General features: G+C 44.0%; 10 protein-coding genes and 1 pseudogene. 9 read left to right on the plus strand and 2 right to left on the minus strand.

The features are described from left to right. Positions 1-1,392, plus strand: coding sequence for an O-antigen ligase family protein (locus tag BN1080_RS04415; protein WP_052650732.1), 1,392 nt, complete (start codon positions 1-3; stop codon positions 1,390-1,392). Positions 1,393-1,757: 365 nt separating this feature from the next. Here the strand turns inward: BN1080_RS04415 and BN1080_RS04420 are convergent, their stop codons facing one another. Then, positions 1,758-3,035, minus strand: a complete 1,278-nt coding sequence (locus BN1080_RS04420) for an ArnT family glycosyltransferase (protein ID WP_052650733.1) — start codon at positions 3,033-3,035, stop codon at positions 1,758-1,760. A 700-nt stretch (positions 3,036-3,735) separates the two neighbouring features. Here BN1080_RS04420 and BN1080_RS04425 point away from each other — a divergent pair. The 7 genes and pseudogenes from BN1080_RS04425 to BN1080_RS04450 all read left to right on the plus strand — a co-directional run bounded on the left by BN1080_RS04425 (position 3,736) and on the right by BN1080_RS04450 (position 16,112). Next, a complete protein-coding gene (locus BN1080_RS04425; RefSeq protein WP_052650734.1) occupies positions 3,736-6,471 on the plus strand; it encodes an S-layer homology domain-containing protein in 2,736 nt (911 codons plus the stop codon). Between the two features lie 399 nt (positions 6,472-6,870). Continuing rightward, positions 6,871-7,146 carry an excalibur calcium-binding domain-containing protein gene (locus BN1080_RS04430; protein ID WP_052650735.1) on the plus strand — a complete coding sequence of 92 codons (276 nt, stop codon included), beginning with the start codon at positions 6,871-6,873 and terminating at the stop codon, positions 7,144-7,146. A 124-nt stretch (positions 7,147-7,270) separates the two neighbouring features. Next, positions 7,271-8,524, plus strand: a complete 1,254-nt coding sequence (locus tag BN1080_RS04435) for a serpin family protein (RefSeq protein ID WP_052650736.1) — start codon at positions 7,271-7,273, stop codon at positions 8,522-8,524. 227 nt (positions 8,525-8,751) lie between these two features. After that, positions 8,752-9,171 (plus strand): annotated as a pseudogene (locus BN1080_RS17490) (lamin tail domain-containing protein); the annotation flags it as partial. A 768-nt stretch (positions 9,172-9,939) separates the two neighbouring features. Beyond that, positions 9,940-10,737 carry an endonuclease I family protein gene (locus tag BN1080_RS17495; protein ID WP_407674798.1) on the plus strand — a complete coding sequence of 266 codons (798 nt, stop codon included), beginning with the start codon at positions 9,940-9,942 and terminating at the stop codon, positions 10,735-10,737. 397 nt (positions 10,738-11,134) lie between these two features. Next, positions 11,135-14,650, plus strand: a complete 3,516-nt coding sequence (locus BN1080_RS04445) for a DUF6359 domain-containing protein (protein WP_052650737.1) — start codon at positions 11,135-11,137, stop codon at positions 14,648-14,650. A 163-nt stretch (positions 14,651-14,813) separates the two neighbouring features. Beyond that, positions 14,814-16,112 carry a S1C family serine protease gene (locus BN1080_RS04450; protein ID WP_052650738.1) on the plus strand — a complete coding sequence of 433 codons (1,299 nt, stop codon included), beginning with the start codon at positions 14,814-14,816 and terminating at the stop codon, positions 16,110-16,112. A gap of 371 nt (positions 16,113-16,483) precedes the next feature. Here the strand turns inward: BN1080_RS04450 and BN1080_RS04455 are convergent, their stop codons facing one another. Further along, positions 16,484-17,248 carry a C40 family peptidase gene (locus tag BN1080_RS04455; protein ID WP_052650739.1) on the minus strand — a complete coding sequence of 255 codons (765 nt, stop codon included), beginning with the start codon at positions 17,246-17,248 and terminating at the stop codon, positions 16,484-16,486. Positions 17,249-17,885: 637 nt separating this feature from the next. On the opposite strand from BN1080_RS04455, the gene BN1080_RS04460 reads away from it, so the two are divergent. Continuing rightward, positions 17,886-20,066, plus strand: coding sequence for a S8 family serine peptidase (locus BN1080_RS04460; RefSeq protein WP_052650740.1), 2,181 nt, complete (start codon positions 17,886-17,888; stop codon positions 20,064-20,066). The last annotated feature ends 197 nt before the right edge of the window (positions 20,067-20,263 follow it).

The raw sequence follows: 20,263 nt of genomic DNA on the forward strand, positions 1-20,263 counted from the left end.
ATGAATTATAAAAAAATTCTTATGCTCCTAGTGGCTTTTATCGCCCTGCAGCCAGTCATTGATGTTCTGACGACCGCGTCCATTTTCGTTGTGGACACCAGCATAACAGTGGGAGTGCTAATCCGCGCCGCTTATATGGTCGCTTTGCTCCTTGTCCTTCTATGGGCTTCAAAGAAAAGCAAGATCAGCCGGATCTTTACGATTTATTTGGTAGGGTTGGCCGTCCTGCTCACAGCGAATATTTTGGTCAATCTGCAAGTCAAAGACCCGTATTATTTATTCCAAGAGCTTAAATTTTTCAATAAAGTAATTTATTTCCATATTGTCTTGCTTGGATTAATGATCGTTTACCGTGAGTTAAAAGCCCGCGATTACGACATTTCCGGCAAAACGACGAAGTTTTTCTGGCTTTCGGGCATGATTATCGGAATTGTGTTCATCGTAGCGCAAATCACTGGAACAAGCCTTTCAAACTACTCGCATACGAAAGTCGGCTTCACCGGCTGGTTCTATGCGGGCAATGAAATCGGAGCCATCATGGCGATCGTATTGCCAATCATGGCGCTTTATGGAGTAGAAAAGACTAATTCCTGGAAGAAGCCATGGGCTTGGATTCCGTTTGTTTTGCTGTCACTAGGCATGTTAGCGCTTGGCACGAAAGTCGGCTATGGCGGGATCATCATTGTGCTCTTATCCGTATTGATCGGTAGTTTGATTATGCTGTTCGTTATGAAGAAAAAGACAGCCAATGTAAAATCAAACTTATTGATTTCAGCCGTATTAACCGTAATTTTAGCGGTTATTACTCCGGCTACACCGGTTTATGAAAACATGTTTGCGCATCTTGGCTCATTTGGCATCAATTTCGGCGATGCTGTCGAACGTCCAGGAGAAGAAGCGCCTGTTGAAGGGGAACCTGGTTTTGAACCGGAACAACCGGTCATCACAAACGACCAAGTGCAAAACTTGATTTTCAGTTCGCGTGAAAAGTATAAAGAAGTCATGAAAAACGATTTCTACAGTTCACCGATTTCCCAGCAATTATTCGGAATGGGCTTTGCGGGCAACTATGAGCCGCAGCTTCCAGGCAAAACACCGAAAATGATTGAAATGGACTTCCATGATTGGTTTTATTCGTTCGGATTTATCGGATTCATTTATTTGATGGCGCCGTTTGTTTACTTCGCCGGCAAATACTTGATCCACTTTATCCGCAACCTGAAAACGCATTTCACGTACTTCTACGTGCTTTACGGCGTCGGTTTCCTGCTGGGCATCGGCATTGCCTATACAGCGGGCCACGTACTGACAGCACCGGCCGTATCGATTTACTTGGCAGCCATCCTTGCGATGCTGGTCGTGAAAGAGAATTTAATCAAATCGAAGAGCTAATAAAAATCCGCATCAGAAATTCTGATGCGGATTTTTTTGTTTCTATAAGTTGAACTAAAGAAGTAACATCTATAAGCCGCTTCGGCGCTATGGACAGGGTTTCCACAATAAGCCGAGAAGAGCACTCGTCTTATTGCTCCACCCAGTCCGGAACCGCGCCGGCGCTTTTTATAATTGTAAAGTAGTAAGGATGTATAGATGAAAAATACAAGATTGTTGTATTCAACATATATAGCATAAAATTTCAATACTAGAAGAAAGAGCGGAAAGCGTCCGCCTGGAGTGATTTCTTCAAAGAGAATCGGGTCTTTGTTGTAAGATTCATGAATAGTCTTTATATAAAAAAAGAAGCTGGTGGAAAATCGTTATAAACGATCTTCCAACTCAGCTTCTTTTATTTTGTTTCTATTAACAAAGCTCACGAGTACATGGAACATGCCGCCAATTGCCAGGAAGAAATACGGCAGAAGCGGCTGGTTGTAGCGGGGGTAAGCCAGATACAGATTGTTCATCACCGTGAAATACAGGATAAACAGAATGATGAACAGCCATTCTTTCCAGATAGGTTTTTTAAAAACGAACATCAGGAGAAGGGAAGCGAGCCCCGTCCAAAATAAAGTCAGATAGACGGGAAGCATAGTCGCTTTATCGATGCCGAAAACGCGGAGCCAATAGAAAGGCTCTTCCCACTGGATGCGCAGCTTCGCCGTCGTGTACGTTTCCCAGAACCACTCGGAATTATGATCACGCATCATGTCGATTCGCTCTTTCGCCACTTCCATTTGATAAATATTCTGTTCGTAGCGGCTGGCCTCCGGATGTTCATCGACCAGCTGCTGCACGACAACGTCAAAAGGCGGTCCGTATTTATAGCCGTTGCCTTGGTAAGTGCCGAGCAAGGTTGGATTGCCTGCGCCGCCAGACAGCGGGATAAACGCGTCATAGGCGATGTAATTTCGTGCCCACCACGGCCCCATCACTAGCAGCAGCAAAACAGCGGCGATGCCGAACTGTTTCAGCGCAATCTTCACCGGATATTTCTTCAGCACCAAATACACAAGCAGGATGACAGGGAACAGTGCAATCGTCGGACGGAACATTAGCATGAACAAATACAAGCCAATGACCCAATAGAAATCTTTCATCGAATGCGTGTCAGCAAGCCGCAGTGAGAAATACACGAAGAAGATAAACGCAGCGGTGACCGGCGACTCGGTAGCGATCAAATTATCTGTCACCACAATCGGAACATAAAGCGCGAGGATCAGAGCCGCAATCGACCCGGCGATCGGGCTGAACAAACGCTCTCCGATTTTATAGATGCCGAAGATGCTGAGGCAGCCGATTAAAATCATCACTATTTTTGCTGCAGCGAGACCGACAGTTCCTGTGCCGAAAAAGAAAAACACGCTGGCGACTAGGAATGGAAGACCGGGCATAATATGAACAGTCGGCTCTGAGTGATCGACATAAACCAATTTGCCTTCTTCCAATAAAAACTTCGCGCTGTCGATATAAAAGTAATCGTCGCTATTAAGCGACAAGTTTGGTCCGTAATAAATAAGGATCGCTAACCTGAAAAGAAAACCGATGGCGAGCGGAATCCAAAGCCAGAGATTAAATTTTGTAATCTTTGTAATCATCATATCCTCCTAAATGCATAGCTCTTCCTATTATAAAGGAAAGAAGAAGAGTTCTCAGCCATTTCACTAAGAAAAGGAAAATATCTCTAGTTTTTCACAACGCTTCTTTAGTCACAAATGGAAAAATTTAAAAAATCCTGAAATTACGACGGAACTAAACGTTTCGAACTAGGAGATTTACTTGAAAACGAATAATAAATCAATATTTTATCGAAATGATAAATAATTTTCATAATAATCTGATGCAGGAAATTTAAATTTTAAGTGCTTGTTTAACGCAATAAATTATTACCAATAATGGATGAATAGAAATTCGTTTTTTATGTATAATTAAACATTGGAGAGAGAAGAGATCTTCCAAAATGATAGGCGAAAAACCCCTAAAACACATGAAAAGCTTCGAGATTCTGTATTTTTTGTAATACTATAGACTCTTTTTTACAATAAAGTGTAATTTTTAGGATACATTTTTAATTTATCAGTTGAAATCTTTAATATCTTTGTTAAACTAAGTTAGAGTTTAATTTTCTGATAATCTCTTTCGAACTGCCTAATCATCTTTACTATTACATTTTAGACTTTAGTCATAATATTTTAGGATTAAGTGGCAAAGAAGAGCTTTTATCAGTATAATTAAATTGGGTTAACCAATACTCATCATTTAACACATTAACACCTAAAACAGGGAGGAATTACACACATGGCTTACCAACCAAAGTCTTACAAGAAATTCGTTGCTACTGCAGCGACAGCTACATTAGTAGCGACAGCAGTAGTGCCAGCAGCATTTGCTGACGAAGTAAAACCAGCAGCATTCACGGACGTTGCTAAACAATACGAAGCAGCAGTTAACTTTGTTGTTGCTAACAACATTGCTAAAGGTTTAAGCGAAACTCAATTCGGAGTTAGCGCTCAAATCAAACGTGGTGACGCGGCAATCATGATCGCAAACGCTGCAGGTCTTAACGACGAAACAGCTCCAGCATCAGGATTCTCTGACGTTCCTACTCGTGGCGTTCTAGCTATCAACTCATTGAAAAAAGCTGGAGTAGTTAACGGTAAATCAGCTACTAACTTCGGTTTCAATGATTCAATCACTCGCGGTGAAGCAGCTATCATGCTTGCTAACGCTTTTGATCTTGAAGGAAATACAGCTGACGTGAAATTCACTGATGTTAGCGATCGTTACAAAGCTGCAGTTGCTGCTTTAGTTGCTAACGACGTAACTAACGGTATCTCAGCTACTCAATTCGGTACTTCTAACAACATCAAACGTGGAGACTTCGCTCGCTTCGTTTACGCTTTGGAAGAGTACATTGTTGACCCAGCTGAAGCAGCTGTTCAATCAGTTACAGCTTCTAATGGTACAGTTACTGCTACATTTAACGTAGCTCCTGAAACTGCTCCTGTAGCTGCTGATTTCGTAGTAACTCGTTCAATCAATGGTGGAGCAACTGAAACTGTAACACCATCAAACTTTGTTTATAACGAATCTACTAAAACAGTTACATTCTCAGTTGCTGAAGTAGCACAAACTAATGCAGCCCAAACAGTAGCTTACTCTGTACAATATAAAGATGATGCAGCTAAAACTGGATCGTTTACAATTGCAGCAGCGGCAGTACCTGCAGTTCAAGCAGCTGCGAATGAAGCTACAAACACTGTTACTTTAATTTTTAACAGCCCAGTAGATTTAACTACTGCACAAAACCGTGCAAACTATAGCTACGATGGAGATGTAACAAGAACGAATGATACTCCAGCATTCCCTACAGCAGTAAATGTAAGCACAACTGCTAATGGACCATTTGCTGCAAATCAAGTTGTTACTCTTACATTTGCTTCTGGTGTAATTGTAGAAGATGCTGAAGCAGCTCTTACAATCTCAAACCTTAAATCTTTATCAGGAGCAGCGGTTCCAACAACTACTCTTGATATCACACCGGTAGATATTGCTACACCAGCTAATCCAGCAATCGTTTCTTCTTCATTAACAAACGGTGCACAGACTAGTTCTTCAATTACTGCAAATGCTGGTAATAAAGTAGAATTAGATGTAGCTGCTGAAGGCGTTGTAGAACTTTCTACAGTTCGTTACCGTCTACTAAAACCAGATAACACTTTCACTGATTGGGTTTCTGTAAATGCAGAAGATGGGCGTTATGACGAACTTGCTGAAACAGCTGTAGCTTCAATTGATACTACGGGATATGCTGGTGGGAACTATCAGGTACAAGTGCAAGTTGCTGATACACTAGGTAATTTCTCTTCTGCTTCTGGATTAACATTAACGATTGTAGCAGCGGATATTACTGCACCTTCTACTACAATTTCTAAATCAGAATTTAGTAACACTACTCGCCGTGTATCTGTTGAAGGATCTGCTAGCGATCTTATTGCTAATTCTAATATCAATAGCAATGTAACAAACGTTCAATACCGTGTTCAAACATACAACGCTACTACAAATGCTTTCACTACATCTACAGATTGGACAAATGCTACAGCTGTTGATGGAACATTCAATGAAAGAACGGAAGAATTTACTTTCGCTTCTCCACAATTGACTGCTAATACTAACTATAGAATTCAAGTTCGTGCAGTTGATGCACAAGGTAACACTGGAGAGCCAGTTAATGCGAACCCGACAAATATTGGGACGCCTGCAAACCAAGGATACTTTACTGCACCTGCAGGAACTGGTGATGTTACACCACCAACATTAGCAAATACTACATTTACAGTTGGAAATACTACCGTAGTTAGCGGAACGCCTTTACGTACTAACGCGAAAAATGTTCGTATTACTGGAACAGCTGCAGATACAGTTGGAGTAAGTAATGTACAATACGCTGTTTACCGTGATGGAGATTCAAATGGTAGCTATGAAACAGAAGTTCAAGCTTTCTCTTCAACAGGGGTGACTGCTGTTGACGGTGGTTTCAATTCAACTAGCGAAGAGTTTGTAGCAACTTATACATTGCCAAACACTGATGGTAATTACCGTATTGTAGTACGTTCAACTGATACTGCTGGTAACAACAGTGAAGTCGTGACTCGTGATGTGATTGTTGATACTACTGCTCCAACAGCTACTTTAGTTCCAGACACTACACCAGAGTCTACTGTAAACAACGACTATATTCTAACTTTTAATGAAGCTGTACAAGTTGGAACTACTACTAATACTAGCGGTCTATTGACAGCTAACAACGTAGTTAGTGAGTTTGTAAATGACCCAGACAACTACACTGTACAACAAGGTAACCAAGTTGTAGAAACTAATACAATTCAGAGCATTGCTCAAGTTGGCCCAAGACAGTACAGAGTCGTATTCACTTCAGCTCCAACAGCTGCGCAAACTATTAATTTAACTGGTGTACAAGACATTGCAGGAAATGCAATTACTCCAGCTAGATTTACTGTTTCTCAATAATTTAGTTAAATTCTTTAATTGTATAGAGCATTAGCTTGGCTATATTCCTGTACAATACCAAAAAAGCCGCACCTGAAACCCTTAAGGTTTTAGATGCGGCTTTTTACATATTTATATAGGAGCTAGGAGTGGAAGTAATTAGTCTTTAATTGCTGTTAAATTGAGTTCTACTTTAATTGTTGGGGTGCCCAAACAATTTAACCGAAAGCTTGAAAGATAACATAAATCTTGCAAGATGAATTTTAATTTTTAATAAAATTGTTTTCATCAAATAGATAACAACTATAGTTATGGGAATAAATTCCTGTTATAATATTTGAGCTAACAGTAATTTGATGGATAATAAAATTATCGAAATACTGTCATGAAAAACAACACAAAGGGAGAGGGGAAATTACTATGAAAAAACTTAGTTTTGCATTCATGTCATTGATGGTAGCGCTTAGCTTCACATTTAGCGCAGCACCAATGGAGGCAGATGCTGCAGGGACAAAAGTGAAGACGTTCGCTAACTGCAAAGAGATCAACAAGGTCTATGCAGGCGGCATTGCCCGTTCTTCAAAAGCGACAAACAAAGGCGGGAAATCGAAGTACAAACCGTTCGTTTCTCAAGCTTTGTATGATGCCAACAAGAAAAGCGATCGCGATAAAGATAATATCGCTTGTGAGCGTTAATAAAAAAGTAATAGAGCCGTCCAGCAGAACTCATCTGCAGGACGGCTTTTTTAGTGGTAATTCTTATATTCAAATATGTAACTTATCCTCATATATCCAGTCTAATAGATAAGGAGTGATGACAATGCGAAAGTTGCCAATGATTTTATTCATATTGATGATAGCCGGCTGCGGTACTGCAGAGCCCAATATGAATTCTGGATCTTTAAAGATTTCAAAAGATGTAAAGTACGGAGAAGCGGATTATCAAAAGATTATTGAACCGAGCAATGAGCTCGGGTGGAAGCTGCTGCCGGTTGTGGAACCGAATGAAGAAGGAAATCGGTTCATCTCTTCACCAAGTTTGTTTATGGCATTATCGATGGTCCATTACGGTGCGGACGGTGTGACGGAAGATGAGATTTTGAATGTCTTGGAGGTTCCAGGGATGGATGCAAAGGAATTGAACCAAGCCAATGCCTCTCTAATGAACTTACTTGCAAGCGATTCTGAAGCGATTCAATTATCGATTGGCAACTCCATTTGGCTGAATAAAAGTTATCAGTTCCAGGAAGATTTTGCGAAGAACAATGAAGATTATTTTAATGCAAAGATTGAGGAAATCGATGTAACGGATAATGAATCTGTCGATCGGATAAATGGATGGGTAGAGGACTCGACCAATGGCAAGATTAAAGAAATGATGGAAGCTCCCTTAGATCCAAAACTTGTGACGGTATTGCTGAATGCGATTTATTTTAAAGGGGACTGGCAGTATCCGTTCGAAGAAGAGGGAACAAGTGAGCAAGATTTCCATCTAGTAGATGGTACTTTGAAAAAGATGCCATTAATGACTCTTTATGAAGAGCTGTCATATCTGGAAACGGATGATTTTCAAGCTGTTTCTTTGCCTTACGGTGAAGGAGAAATGGCGATGAAAGTGTTTCTGCCTAAAGAAGGCACTTCGCTTAGCGACTTTGAAAAATCGCTGACCGGTGAAAATTGGGATAAATGGAATGAAACATCGCAAGATATGGAAGGGACGCTCCAGCTGCCGAAGTTCCAGCTGGAGTATGAAGTGGAGCTGAATGACGCGTTGAAAGGATTGGGAATGGCTTCGGCATTTGACCGGTTTACGGCAGAGTTCCCGCAAATGGTGAAAAAAGAAAACGAGGAATTATTCATCAGCAAAGTAAAACAGAAAACATTCTTGGATGTAAATGAAAAAGGCACTGAAGCAGCTGCGGCGACTTCGATAGAAATTGTGGAGGAGTCGGGGAGCAGCGAACTGACTTTTGAAATGATAGTAGATCGGCCATTTTTCATTACGATTGAAGACGTGGAAACCGGATTAATCCTATTCATGGGAGCGATTAAAGAGCCGATGGCGGGGAAATAAAAGATGATGCGCTGCAGGGAAATTTTCCCTGCAGCGCTTTTTGCTTTTATTAAGTTCATGTAATAGTTTCCGAATAGCGTTGACGTAGGAAAGGCAGTTGGTTAAAGTCGTAAGTAGAGAATAGTTAAAATTGTAAATTTACTTTATTTAAAGTTAAAAATTTACAATATTTATTGGTGGGATGAGATAAATATAGGAATACAAAGAACAGAGGAGGAACAGTACAAATGGCCAACAGAAAATGGAGCAAGCCTGTGAAAGTCCTATTGTCACTCGGATTGGCGGCAGGATTATGGGTGCCAGCAACGCAATCGCCGGTTGAAGCGGCGGCAACGGCAAGTGATCTTTTTATATCGGAGTACATTGAAGGTAGCAGCATGAATAAGGTAATTGAACTTTACAACGGGACGGGCAATTCTATTGACTTAAGCGCATATTCGCTAGCTTTGTACGCAAATGGCAGTACGACAGTGCAAAGTGAAATGGACTTATCCGGAACAGTAGCAAGTGGCGAGACGGTCGTCATCTATAACAGCCAGGCAGCAGAAGGTATCAAGAGCAAAGGGCAGCTGCAAAATAATAATGTCATCAATTTTAATGGCGATGATGCTTTGGTATTGAAGAAAAACGGTGCACCGATCGATTCTTTTGGCCAAGTCGGCACGCGCATTGAAAATGCAAAAGATGTTACGCTGGTCCGCAATCCCGATATCCAAGCAGGCGATGGCATTGTGGATGATGCATTCAATCCTGCGGACGAATGGATTGCTTATCCAATAGATACGTTCGAGCATCTTGGAGCGCATACGATGACGGGATTCGGTGAAACACCGGCTCCAGAACCGGAACCAACCCCAGATCCTGAACCGGAACCAGGGATAGAACCGATTCAACCTCAAAAGTTCCTTCATTATAAGAACTTGAACAAGAAGAAATTGAATATCGGCCAGCCGAGCGTGTCATTGACGCTAGAAGGAAAAACAGCGATTTCCGATGCGGTTTACTTGAAAGGAAAATACGCTGAATTTCACGGAATGGGCTTTAAAGATGTAAAAGTGGTATTGAGTCCGGTTAGGGCCGAATCCATTTTTGATTTTAAAGGGATCGAAGTGGCAAAAGTGGTAGTTGATGGCCAGAAAGTTTCTCAAATTAGAGGGGCAGAAAACGTCAAGGCAATCGAGTTTACCAACGGAGCAGATTATGAAGCCATCGAATTTTATGACGCAGCTGGCCAGCCGATGAATTCGCCTCATTTGCCGGCAGAGAACAAAGCGCCGGTCGTGCTGAAAGCATTTGGCAATGAACAAGTGAAAAGCGGGGAAAGTTTGCAATACGACTTGACGGAATACTTCGCGGATCCGGAAGGGGAAAGTCTCGCCTTTACTTCCACTAAAGGCAGTTTAGAAGGTTCTATCCTGACATTGGATCTGCCGGCCGGTTCCCATATTATCGGCGTGACGGCGACTGATGGCAAAGAAAGCATCACGCAATCGTTCTCGGTAACGGTAACAGAAGAAGTTCCAGCAACGGGAAGCTATTACGAAACAGCTACTGGTTTGAGCGGCGATGCATTGAAGGATGAGTTGCATGCAATCATCGACGACCATGATCAGCTGAGCTACTCGGCGGTTTGGGATGCGTTGAAAGTGACGGATGAAGACCCGAACAATCCGAACAACGTTCTCCTTCTTTATAGCGGAGAATCGCGTTCGAAAGGGTTGAACGGCGGCAATGTCGGCGACTGGAACCGGGAACACACGTGGGCGAAGTCACACGGGAATTTTGGAACATCACGCGGCGCAGGAACGGATATCCATCATTTGCGTCCGACAGATGTGCAAGTGAATGGCGCACGCGGAAATCTTGATTTTGATTATGGCGGCAGTAAAGTGAGCGGCTGTGACGGCTGTCTGCGAACAGCGAATTCGTTTGAGCCGCCGGATAGAGTGAAAGGTGATGTAGCGCGCATGCTATTCTACATGGCCGTTCGCTACGAACCGGGCGACACAGTGGATTTGGAGCTGAACGAGCAATTGAATAACGGCTCGGCGCCATACCACGGGAAATTGTCTGTTTTGCTTGAATGGCATGAGCAGGATCCCGTCAGCGACTGGGAGCGCCAGCGCAACGATAAAATTCAAGACATTCAAGGCAACCGCAATCCGTTTGTCGATCACCCCGAATGGGCAGCGTCGATTTGGGATGCGAGCTGAGATTAGGAGAGTCCTGCAGAGAGAAATCTTTGTGGGGCTTTTTTGATTGGGGAGAAGATCGAGATGTTCGCAAGTAGTGCTGAATTCCCTATAACCGACTATGAGTTTCTCATAGACGATATTTAGATATGCCTAATCTTTACAACTAGTTTACAACGGCAGCTATTACATGGATTTATAGGCTTAAATATATCTATTTCCAACTCAAAAACCTTACAAAAACATAGAGAAAGATGGAATTATATAAACCTTTAAGATTATTAAATTCTATATATTAACATTTTAATGTGCTATTAAGGCAAATAGTTGGAAAAGTTACAGAAAATTTACGAAGCGCTTACATTGCTTCTGTATAATATGGTTTGTATGACTAATAAATTCCAAGGAGTGAAAGAGTTTGACAAAAAATGCATGGATTAAATTGTTTTTGAGCCTAATTTTGGTTCTGTCAGCAGCTTTGCCTTATATGGCCACTGCAAAAGCGGCTGAACCGATTACGGTTGCAGAAGCAATTGCGAATAATACAGGAACTCAGACTGTGAAAGGGTTTATTGTTGGGACAGTTATAAGCGGTTCAAGCTATGACCAAGAAGCGCCTTTTACAGTAGCGACGAATCTTGGATTAGCTGATTCACCGGATGAAACGGATCCTGCGAAGATTTTGCCGGTTCAATTGCCGTCGGGTTCTATCCGTTCAAGCCTAAACTTGGTGGACAACCCTTCTTTATTTAAAGCGGAAGTTACCATTACCGGCAAATTAGAAGCTTACTTCCAGGTAGCTGGCTTAAAAACACCAACTGCGTTCACGATTCTATCTGAAGGCGAAGCTCCGCCCGAAGCGGCTCCTGTAGCTTCAATTGCTGAAGCGCGTACATCAGCAGGCGATTTGATTCAAGTGGATGCCATTGTAACGACAGGAACTGGTTTCTGGGGCGGCAATGCATTTTATGTCCAGGATGAAACTGCTGGAATTTATGTCTATACAAACAACGCGGACGTGAGCCCTGGCGACAAAGTCCGTTTGACGGGTTCCGTTTCAGAGTATTCGGGTGAACTGCAGCTGCAGCCGAATACAGTCGAGAAAATTTCTTCAGGCAACGAACTGCCAGCCTTGCAGAGCATTACTCCAGCAGGCGTTAATGAAGATACGCAAGGGGAACGAATCGAACTTCAAAATGTAACCATCACCGGTTTGAAATCAGTCAATGATTTCGGCACATTCGAATTTTCAGCAACGGCTGAAAATGGCGAAGCGGTTGTTGTGCGCAACGATAACCGCAACGGACTTACTTTCGAGCAATTCACGAAACAATACAAAGAAGGCGATTTGATTCATGTAACGGGGATCGCTTCAAAATTCAACACATCGTACCAAGTGAAGACTTTATGCAGCGAGAGCTTTGATTTAGTCAACAAACCTGCAGTTTACGCAGACATCTTCCCGGGAGTTGTTTCAGAAGGAACAGCTATCACTCTTCAATCGGGCTGGGAAAATGCAGACATCTACTATACGCTGGATGGCTCAACGCCAACTCCAGCAAGCACAAAATACACAGCGCCGATCGAATTGACGAAAGACACTGTGATCAAAGCGATTGCTGTGGGAGACGAGACTTCAGAAGTGTTCTCGTTTGAATACACGGTCCTTAAAACGAAAGATCTGAAAATCCGGGATATCCAAGGCGATGGCCATTATTCGGATTATCAGAATGCCACAGTGACAGGAATTACGGGTGTCGTAACGCATCTTTACAACTCAGCGAATTTCGTTATCCAAGACACAAACCCGGATGACGATTTGACAACATCGGAAGCGATCATGGTCAACAAAGCTTCAAACGGCTTGAAAGTCGGAGATTTGGTGACGGTCAGCGGAACAGTTGAGGAGCATTACCAAGAAGGCTACTCCGATATGAAAAAGAACGATTTGCCGATTACGCGCATCCGTGCAACGGAATCAGTGAAAAACGGCACTGCGGAACTACCGGAAGCGATTGTGATCGGGAAGGACGTTTTCCCGCCGACTAAGAAAATTGACACAGATGGATTGACTCAATTCAATCCTGACGTTGACGGCATCGATTTCTGGGAATCGCTTGAATTGATGCGAGTCGGTGTTGCTGACGCGCAAATTGTCGGCCCGCAAAGCTATGGGGAGGTATTCGTTGTCTCCAAACATGCGACCAACAACGATTTCCATAAACAAGGCGGCATTTTGATCGCTGAAGACGACTACAACCCGGAACGCATTTCCATTGATATGGATAATGAGAAATTCATCGCGAAATCCGGTGATTCGTTTGCCGGCACTCCTGTAGGTGTTCTTGGCTTCGGCTTTGGCAACTACAAAATCTGGGCAGAAGAAAGCGATCTTCCGGCACTGGTAGATGGCGGAACGGCGCCGGAACAAACATGGATCCAAAAACAGGAAGATAAATTGACTGTAGCATCCTATAATGTAGAGAACTTCTCTGCTGATCCAAGCCATACGTCCGATGCGAAAGCACAGCGCGTTGCCGAATCGTTCGTCAATGACCTGAACTCACCGGATATCATCGTGATGGTGGAAGTGCAGGACAACGACGGCCCGATTACTTCAGGGAACAGCGATGCAACTGCCACGTATGAGCGATTGATCAGCGGCATTCAGGCAGCAGGAGGTCCGGCATACAAATGGACGGATATTGCGCCTGAATACAACCAGGACGGCGGGGAGCCGGGCGGAAACATCCGTGTCGGCTACTTGTACAACCCGGAACGCGTCACTTTGGCTGAAGGCACAAAAGGAACGGCAACAGAGACAAATTCATGGGTGAATGGAGAGCTTGCGTTGAACCCTGGACGCGTTCAGCCAATTCCGATGCCGAACACGCGCAAACCAATTGCTGCGCAGTTTGAATTCCAAGGCGAGCAAGTGGTAGTGATCGGTGCCCATTTGAATTCGAAAGGCGGAGACCAGCCGCTCTTCGGCAAGAACCAGCCGCCAGTCCTTGGATCTGTGCCGGAGCGCATTGAACTGGCAACAGCGATTAACGGCTTTATCGAAGAAGGATTGGCTCAAAATCCGGATTTGAATGTCGTGGTGGCAGGGGATATGAACGACTTCGAGTTCACGCCGGCTCTGGCGGCGCTGAAAGGCAGCATTCTGACGAATAAAGTCGAAGATGTGCCTGTGGAAGATCGCTATTCTTACTATTACCAAGGGAATTCACAAGTTCTGGACCATATGCTGGTCACAAACAACTTGGCGGAACAAACAGAATTGGACATGGTCCACATCAATTCCATGTTCATGGAAGAGCACGGACGTGCATCTGACCACGATCCGCTTCTTATGCAAATCGCATTTGACAAGCCGGCCGTTCCAGGTGAACAAGTGGCCGATCCGGATTACTCCGGCGAAAAAGCGGTAGTGGTGGCAGGAGAAGCAGATGAAGAAGGCCAGTTGAATATTTTATTCAATGAAGATACTGTGGCTAAATTGATCGCATCAGGAAAAGACTTGATCATCGACATGCCGACCGCTGACTTGACCTTGCAAGCTTCGAATCTGGTTAAGCTTGCGAAAAAAGCAGGGGACGCGTTCACGCTGGAAATTGCGTATGCTGAAGAAGAGGAAGTCGACAAGCGTCCGACAGTGGCCGACCAAATTGACTTAGGCATCACCAACAAAAACGGCGAAGACCTTGCCATCCAATTCAAGCAGCCGGCCGATTTGACTTTTGATTTGAATCACAATGCGAAAATTGTGTTCGGGGCGAAAGAAGACCAAAAAGGCAAATGGAAAATCTTCCAAGGTGAGCTAAACAAAAACAGCTTCACTATTTCCATCAACGAATTCGGCAACTACACAGCTGTTTCGAACAAAGGGCAAATGAAAGATGACAAGCCTGGAAAAGGAAATAAGAAATAAACGGATATCAGCCAGTAGAGAGTTTTCATCTCTGCTGGTTTTTATTATGCCCGATTCTGGCAACCGCACAATCGACTTGCTATAATAGGTAAGAATTGAAACCAAATGGCTTTTGGGCCGTCTATTATAGGAAGAGAAAAGCAGAAGCGAGTTGAGGGAATCGATGAATAACCGAACAGGAAAACGCAAACAGCAGAACCAATCGCGCAATAAACGATTGCTGCTTAGTATATTGTCTTTGGTTTTATTGGCAGCGATTGGGCTCGGGGCTTACTTTTTAGCCTTTACGCCGGATTCGAAATCGAATGCCGCACCTCCGATGAAAGAAGATTTCGCGGGCATGGTGTATACGGGATTTGATGTAAGTGAAATTGAAGAACTGGAAGCGCCGGAAGAAGTCGTGCAGGGCACGGTCGAAAATGCGGTGGAAAGTAAACCGGAAGAGCCGGTGAAGACGGAAACCGTCATCATCCCGCCGAAAAAAGACAGTTCGTTGATGATCGCCAATGCCAAAGCGCATGTCTATACGATCTACACGGATTTGGAGCAGGGATCCGGATTCCTGTTTAATACGCAAGGCGATATCGTGACGAGCGCTCACGTCGTGCGGGATGCGTCGTATATTGTCTTGAAGAACAGCGACGGCCAGGAATTCAGCGGCCAGATTGCCGGAATTTCTGAAACGGAAGACATCGCCTTGGTGCGGGTGGAAGAGTTGGCGGGCAAACAGCCGATGGGCATCGCGACATCGCCTGCAGAGCCAGGCACTGAAGTGGTAGCGATCGGCAGCCCGGGAGACGTCAGCAATACCGTCACAGAAGGGGAAATCACTGCAACCGGTGCAAGTTTCTCGGACGGCTACGAGTACACAGATATGTATGAAATGACGGCCGTATTGAAGAAAGGGTCGAGCGGCGGGCCGCTGATTGATTTGGACAGCGAGAAAGTGCTCGGCATCAACTCGATCATTTTGGAAGACAAACCGGAAATCGGCTACGCGATTCCAATGTATACGGTTGTGGACCAGCTGAACGCATGGGCAGCTGATCCGATTACGTACGAAGAAGAGGAAATTGTCCTGCCGGATGTCAAAGATGCCTTCTTTGAAGAAACCATCCTGCGCGACTTTATCACCGCTTATTATGAATTGCTGCCATATTCGTTGAACGATCCGGAATTGGCGTACTACGAGTCGTATTTGCTGCCGGACAGCCAAGGAGCAACAGAAGGCAAGAACTTCGTAGAAACGAACCGCAGCGAGACGCGCACATTCGATGCCGTCGTCCCTTCGATTGACAGTGTCGTAATCGGCGAGGAAGAAGCGCTTGTAGAAGCGAGAGCTACGTTGACCTATCACGATGAAGAAACAGGCGAGACCGCGACGATCGAGCACACAGCGATTTATACCGTGGTGATCGATGGATATGGGGATTACCAGATTAAAAATATTGAAATGAAGTAAGAGAGTCGGCTTAAGTGCCGGCTCTCTTTTTTTGTGAAATCAACCATTTACAATTCGAAATCAACCTTTGCACATGAGAAATCAAACATCGTACTCCTGAAATCAACCATTCTCAAGCTGAAATCAATTCGCCTCATTTGTCGCGGTTCGCTGCAGGCGAAACGCATCCATTCATGCACTTGATCTTTGGATTGTGTGCGAAATTACCCTAATCAGCCTCGAAATTACCCTCGGCACATGCGAAATTACCCCGTGACACTTTGAAATTACCCCATCACCAGACGAAATCACCCCGCGCCACAAAATTCCTTCCATATAAAACAACGCAAAAAAAGAGCCAAGCAATTACTGCCTAGCTCTTTCCTATTTGATTAGTTGATGCGTTTGAAGCTGTGGAATTTTGGTCCCCAGTAAGAGTTGTTTAAGCTAACAACTTCTGCTTTCGATCCGCCAGCGTGAACGAACTGGTTGTTTCCGATGTAGATCCCGACGTGAGAGATCCCAGCGCGATAAGTGTTTGCGAAGAATACGAGATCTCCAGCTTGTGGAGTAGAAACAGTTGTCGATTCAGCAAACTGAGTTGTTGTTGTACGTGAAATGCTCTTGCCTGCTTGTTTGAATACGTATTGAGTGAATCCGCTGCAATCGAATCCAGCAGTTGTTGTGCCGCCGAATTTGTATGGAATTCCTTTAAGTGCCAATGCTTTAGAAACGATTGTTGAAGCTGAAGCTGTGTTTGATACTTTAGCGACTGAAGAAGATGCTGAAGTAAGAAGTGAGCTCAAAACCCAACCGGCTTTGCCGTTCGCTTTTACTTTGTACCAAGTTTCTTTGCCGACTTTCTTTTGGTGAGTGGCAGTAACTTTAGTGCCAGCTTTCGCTAGAGTGACAACTTTGTATTTTGTGCCAGCATCCTGGCGTACGTTCGTGTTGTATTTCGTTTTGAAAGTTCCGGATTTTGCAGTTGCTTTGCTTGCGGCAACTTGCTCGACTTCTACTGAAGCATCTACGGAAGTAGTGGATTCATAAGTTGAAAGAACCTCGTCGTTTGTATTGAAGGCTGCTTGTGCATCCGCGGCTGTTTGGCTAAGGAGTAGTGTACTTGCTGCTAATACTGAAAAGACAAATTTCTTCAAATTTATTTCCCCTGTCGTTTTATATTATCTAAATATAAGTTTTTGTTTTCGTCTGAATCTGTTTCTAACTATATAGAGTTGTGTATTTAAAAACAACGTCAGTTAGATTGCAGTTATATTACAGTTCTATTACAAAGAAAAATTTGTTTAATAAACCCAGTTATATCAAGGTTTTTCAAGAAATAAAAAATCGCTTCCAAATGTTTAAAAATCAGAAATAGTGGTTATATGCACTAAATATTTCAATTTTGCGCTCGTTTAGATCCTTAAAAATGTAAAAATAAGGGGATAAAATAGGATATATTTCGAGTCAAACGTGTTAAACAAGAAAGTGTACTATTACACAATCCATCACTGATCTGGAAAGGCAGCATTTAATTTATTAAGAAATAATTGAATTTTAAGATTTTTAATATGACAAGAAAATTTTACCTGGACTCGCAGATGATTTTACTTTTTCTTACATCATCCCAATAAATTGATAATTTTCTCTACTTTGAAATAACAATTTAATAAAAAGTGAATAAAATAGACGTCTACTATGCAGAGATTATATACTGATAATGGAAAGATGTTAAAAATAATGTAAATTTATGGATTCGTTCTATAAATTTTATTTCATAAAGGAGTTCTGCGATTGAAAGTTATCGGAAGTGGATTTATGGCGTTGGCGCTGCTCGTATTTGGGGCTGACGAAATCCCGGCATCGGCACAAGGCGAAAAGGAACAAAAGATGATTGTGGTTTTTGAAGAGCAAGCCGACATGGAAGAAATCATTGAGGACGCGGGTGGAACGGCAACAGAAGCATTCGAGGAAGTTGATATCGCTTCAGCGGAACTAACGGATTCCGTGATTAATGAATTACGGCAAGATCCTGCAATCCTTTCTATAGAAGAAGATACAGTTGTCGAACTTCAAGCGCAGATGGAAGATTGGGGAATTGCTTCAAGTAACATCCCGGCTGCATGGAATTCCGGCTTTACGGGAGAAGGCATCAAGATTTCTGTCATTGACTCTGGAATTTCGCGCCATGAAGATTTAAAGCTGGCTGGCGGCATATCGACTGTAGATTATACAAATTCCTACGCAGATGACCAAGGGCATGGCACTCATGTGGCGGGAATTATAGGCGGATTGAATAATAGCTACGGCGTTAAAGGAGTCGCATATGATGCGGAGCTTTATGCGGTGAAAGCTTTTGATGCAAAGGGCCAGGCTTATGTGTCCGATATGATCGAAGGCATCAATTGGTCAGTTGCCAATGATATGGACATCATTAACTTAAGCGCAGGTTCACAGACGGGTTCGACCGCTTTTAAATCGGCAGCGGATAAAGCATATGCCAGCGGATTATTAATCGTGGCTGCTGCAGGGAACGACGGCGATTCAGTAGGAGCAGGCGATACGGTCGATTTCCCTGCCCGCTATCCATCCGTTATTGCGGTCGGGGCGGTTGACCGCTCTTCAAAACGGGCTGATTTTTCTTCAACCGGCAGCACAGTCGAAGTGACGGCGCCGGGCGAGCGGATCTTAAGCACCTATACGGGCAACCAGTACGCTTACTTAAGCGGAACATCGATGGCGACGCCTTATGTCGCCGGCGAACTTGCATTGATCAAACAAGCTTATCCGAATTTAACGAATAAAGAATTGCGGCAAGTATTGATCGACCATACCCGAGATGCAGGGCCGGCAGGAAAAGATCCGTATTATGGCTACGGCATCATCCGGGCTTCTTCCTTTACAGCACCACCACGTTCTCAACAGGTAAATGCGGTGGCCAATCTGGCATTGAATTCAAAAGCCATAACGGGAGCACCTGGCGATATGTTCAGTTTATCTGCGACGGCGACATTCCAAGACGGCAGTGTACAAAATGTAACGCCTGATGCAGTCTGGGCGTCCGCTGATGTAAAGGTTGCCACGGTTGCAAACGGCAAGGTTCAATTAAAGGCATATGGCAGCACAACCATTACAGCGACTTTCGGCGGCAAATCGGCAACGGCGACCATCACGGTTCCGCAGCCTGAAGCAAATCCTGTTGTGAAGTTGGAAGCGGACCAGACGACACTCGTTGGAAAACCTGGTGACGTGTTCACAGTTTCTGCAGCAGCCACGTTTAAAAATAACCAAAAAGAAATGGTAACGAACGAAGCCGTTTGGACTTCGAGCAATGAAGCGATTGCGACGGTTTCGAATGGCAAGATCACTGTTCAAGGCTATGGCATGGCAACCGTCTCGCTCTCATTCGGCGGCCAAACGGCGACTGTTATAGTCAACAGTCCAAATCCTCAAGCGGCACCGAATAAAATCCATTTCGACGATGTCCCATCGTTCTATGCACCGGCAGTTGATTATTTAGTGCAGCGAGGAATTACGCAAGGAAAATCTGCGACGCAGTTCGGCGTAACTGACAGCATCATCCGCGCGGATGCAGCGGTCTGGCTCGCGAAGGAACTCGGTTTGAATACAGCGACCGCTCGTCCATCCGGTTTCGGCGACGTGCCGGACCGTGCAGCAGGAGCCGTTAATGCTTTGAAACAAGCGGGCATCATCGGCGGCAAGACAGCAACGCGGTTTGGTTCCTACGATCCGCTCACGCGCGGCGAAGTGGCGATCATTCTGCAGCGGACATATAAACTCGACGCAGGCAATGAAACATCCGCTTTCACAGATGTTTCGTCCCGCTACGCAGATGCGGTCAACGCCTTAGTTGCAAACGACGTGACCGACGGATTGACGCCAAAGCAATTTGGCGTTTCGCGAAATATTACAAGAGGCCAGCTAGCGGTATTCATTTACCGATTAGCGGAATAAAGAAAAAGGGACCGATTCAGTTTGGGAATCGGTCCCTTTTTATAGGTACGGGAAACTCACAGGGAAATGAAGGAAACCCAAGGGTATTTGCGAGCAACTCGGATGGATTTGAGGGAAACTCAAAGGTTCTTACGGGAAACTCATTCAAATTATAGAGCAATTCATCAAATGGAAAAGCCTCTCATCCAAGACCAAGT

This window comes from Planococcus massiliensis (assembly GCF_000821325.1).
Taxonomy (GTDB): Bacteria; Bacillota; Bacilli; order Bacillales_A; family Planococcaceae; genus Planococcus; species Planococcus ruber.

Coding starts and splice junctions, on each gene's coding strand:
- BN1080_RS04415 (WP_052650732.1), top strand. CDS start 1: ATGAATTATAAAAAAATTCTTATGCTCCTAGTGGCTTTTATCGCCCTG.
- BN1080_RS04450 (WP_052650738.1), top strand. CDS start 14,814: ATGAATAACCGAACAGGAAAACGCAAACAGCAGAACCAATCGCGCAAT.
- BN1080_RS04435 (WP_052650736.1), top strand. CDS start 7,271: ATGCGAAAGTTGCCAATGATTTTATTCATATTGATGATAGCCGGCTGC.
- BN1080_RS04425 (WP_052650734.1), top strand. CDS start 3,736: ATGGCTTACCAACCAAAGTCTTACAAGAAATTCGTTGCTACTGCAGCG.
- BN1080_RS04420 (WP_052650733.1), bottom strand. CDS start 3,035: ATGATTACAAAGATTACAAAATTTAATCTCTGGCTTTGGATTCCGCTC.
- BN1080_RS04430 (WP_052650735.1), top strand. CDS start 6,871: ATGAAAAAACTTAGTTTTGCATTCATGTCATTGATGGTAGCGCTTAGC.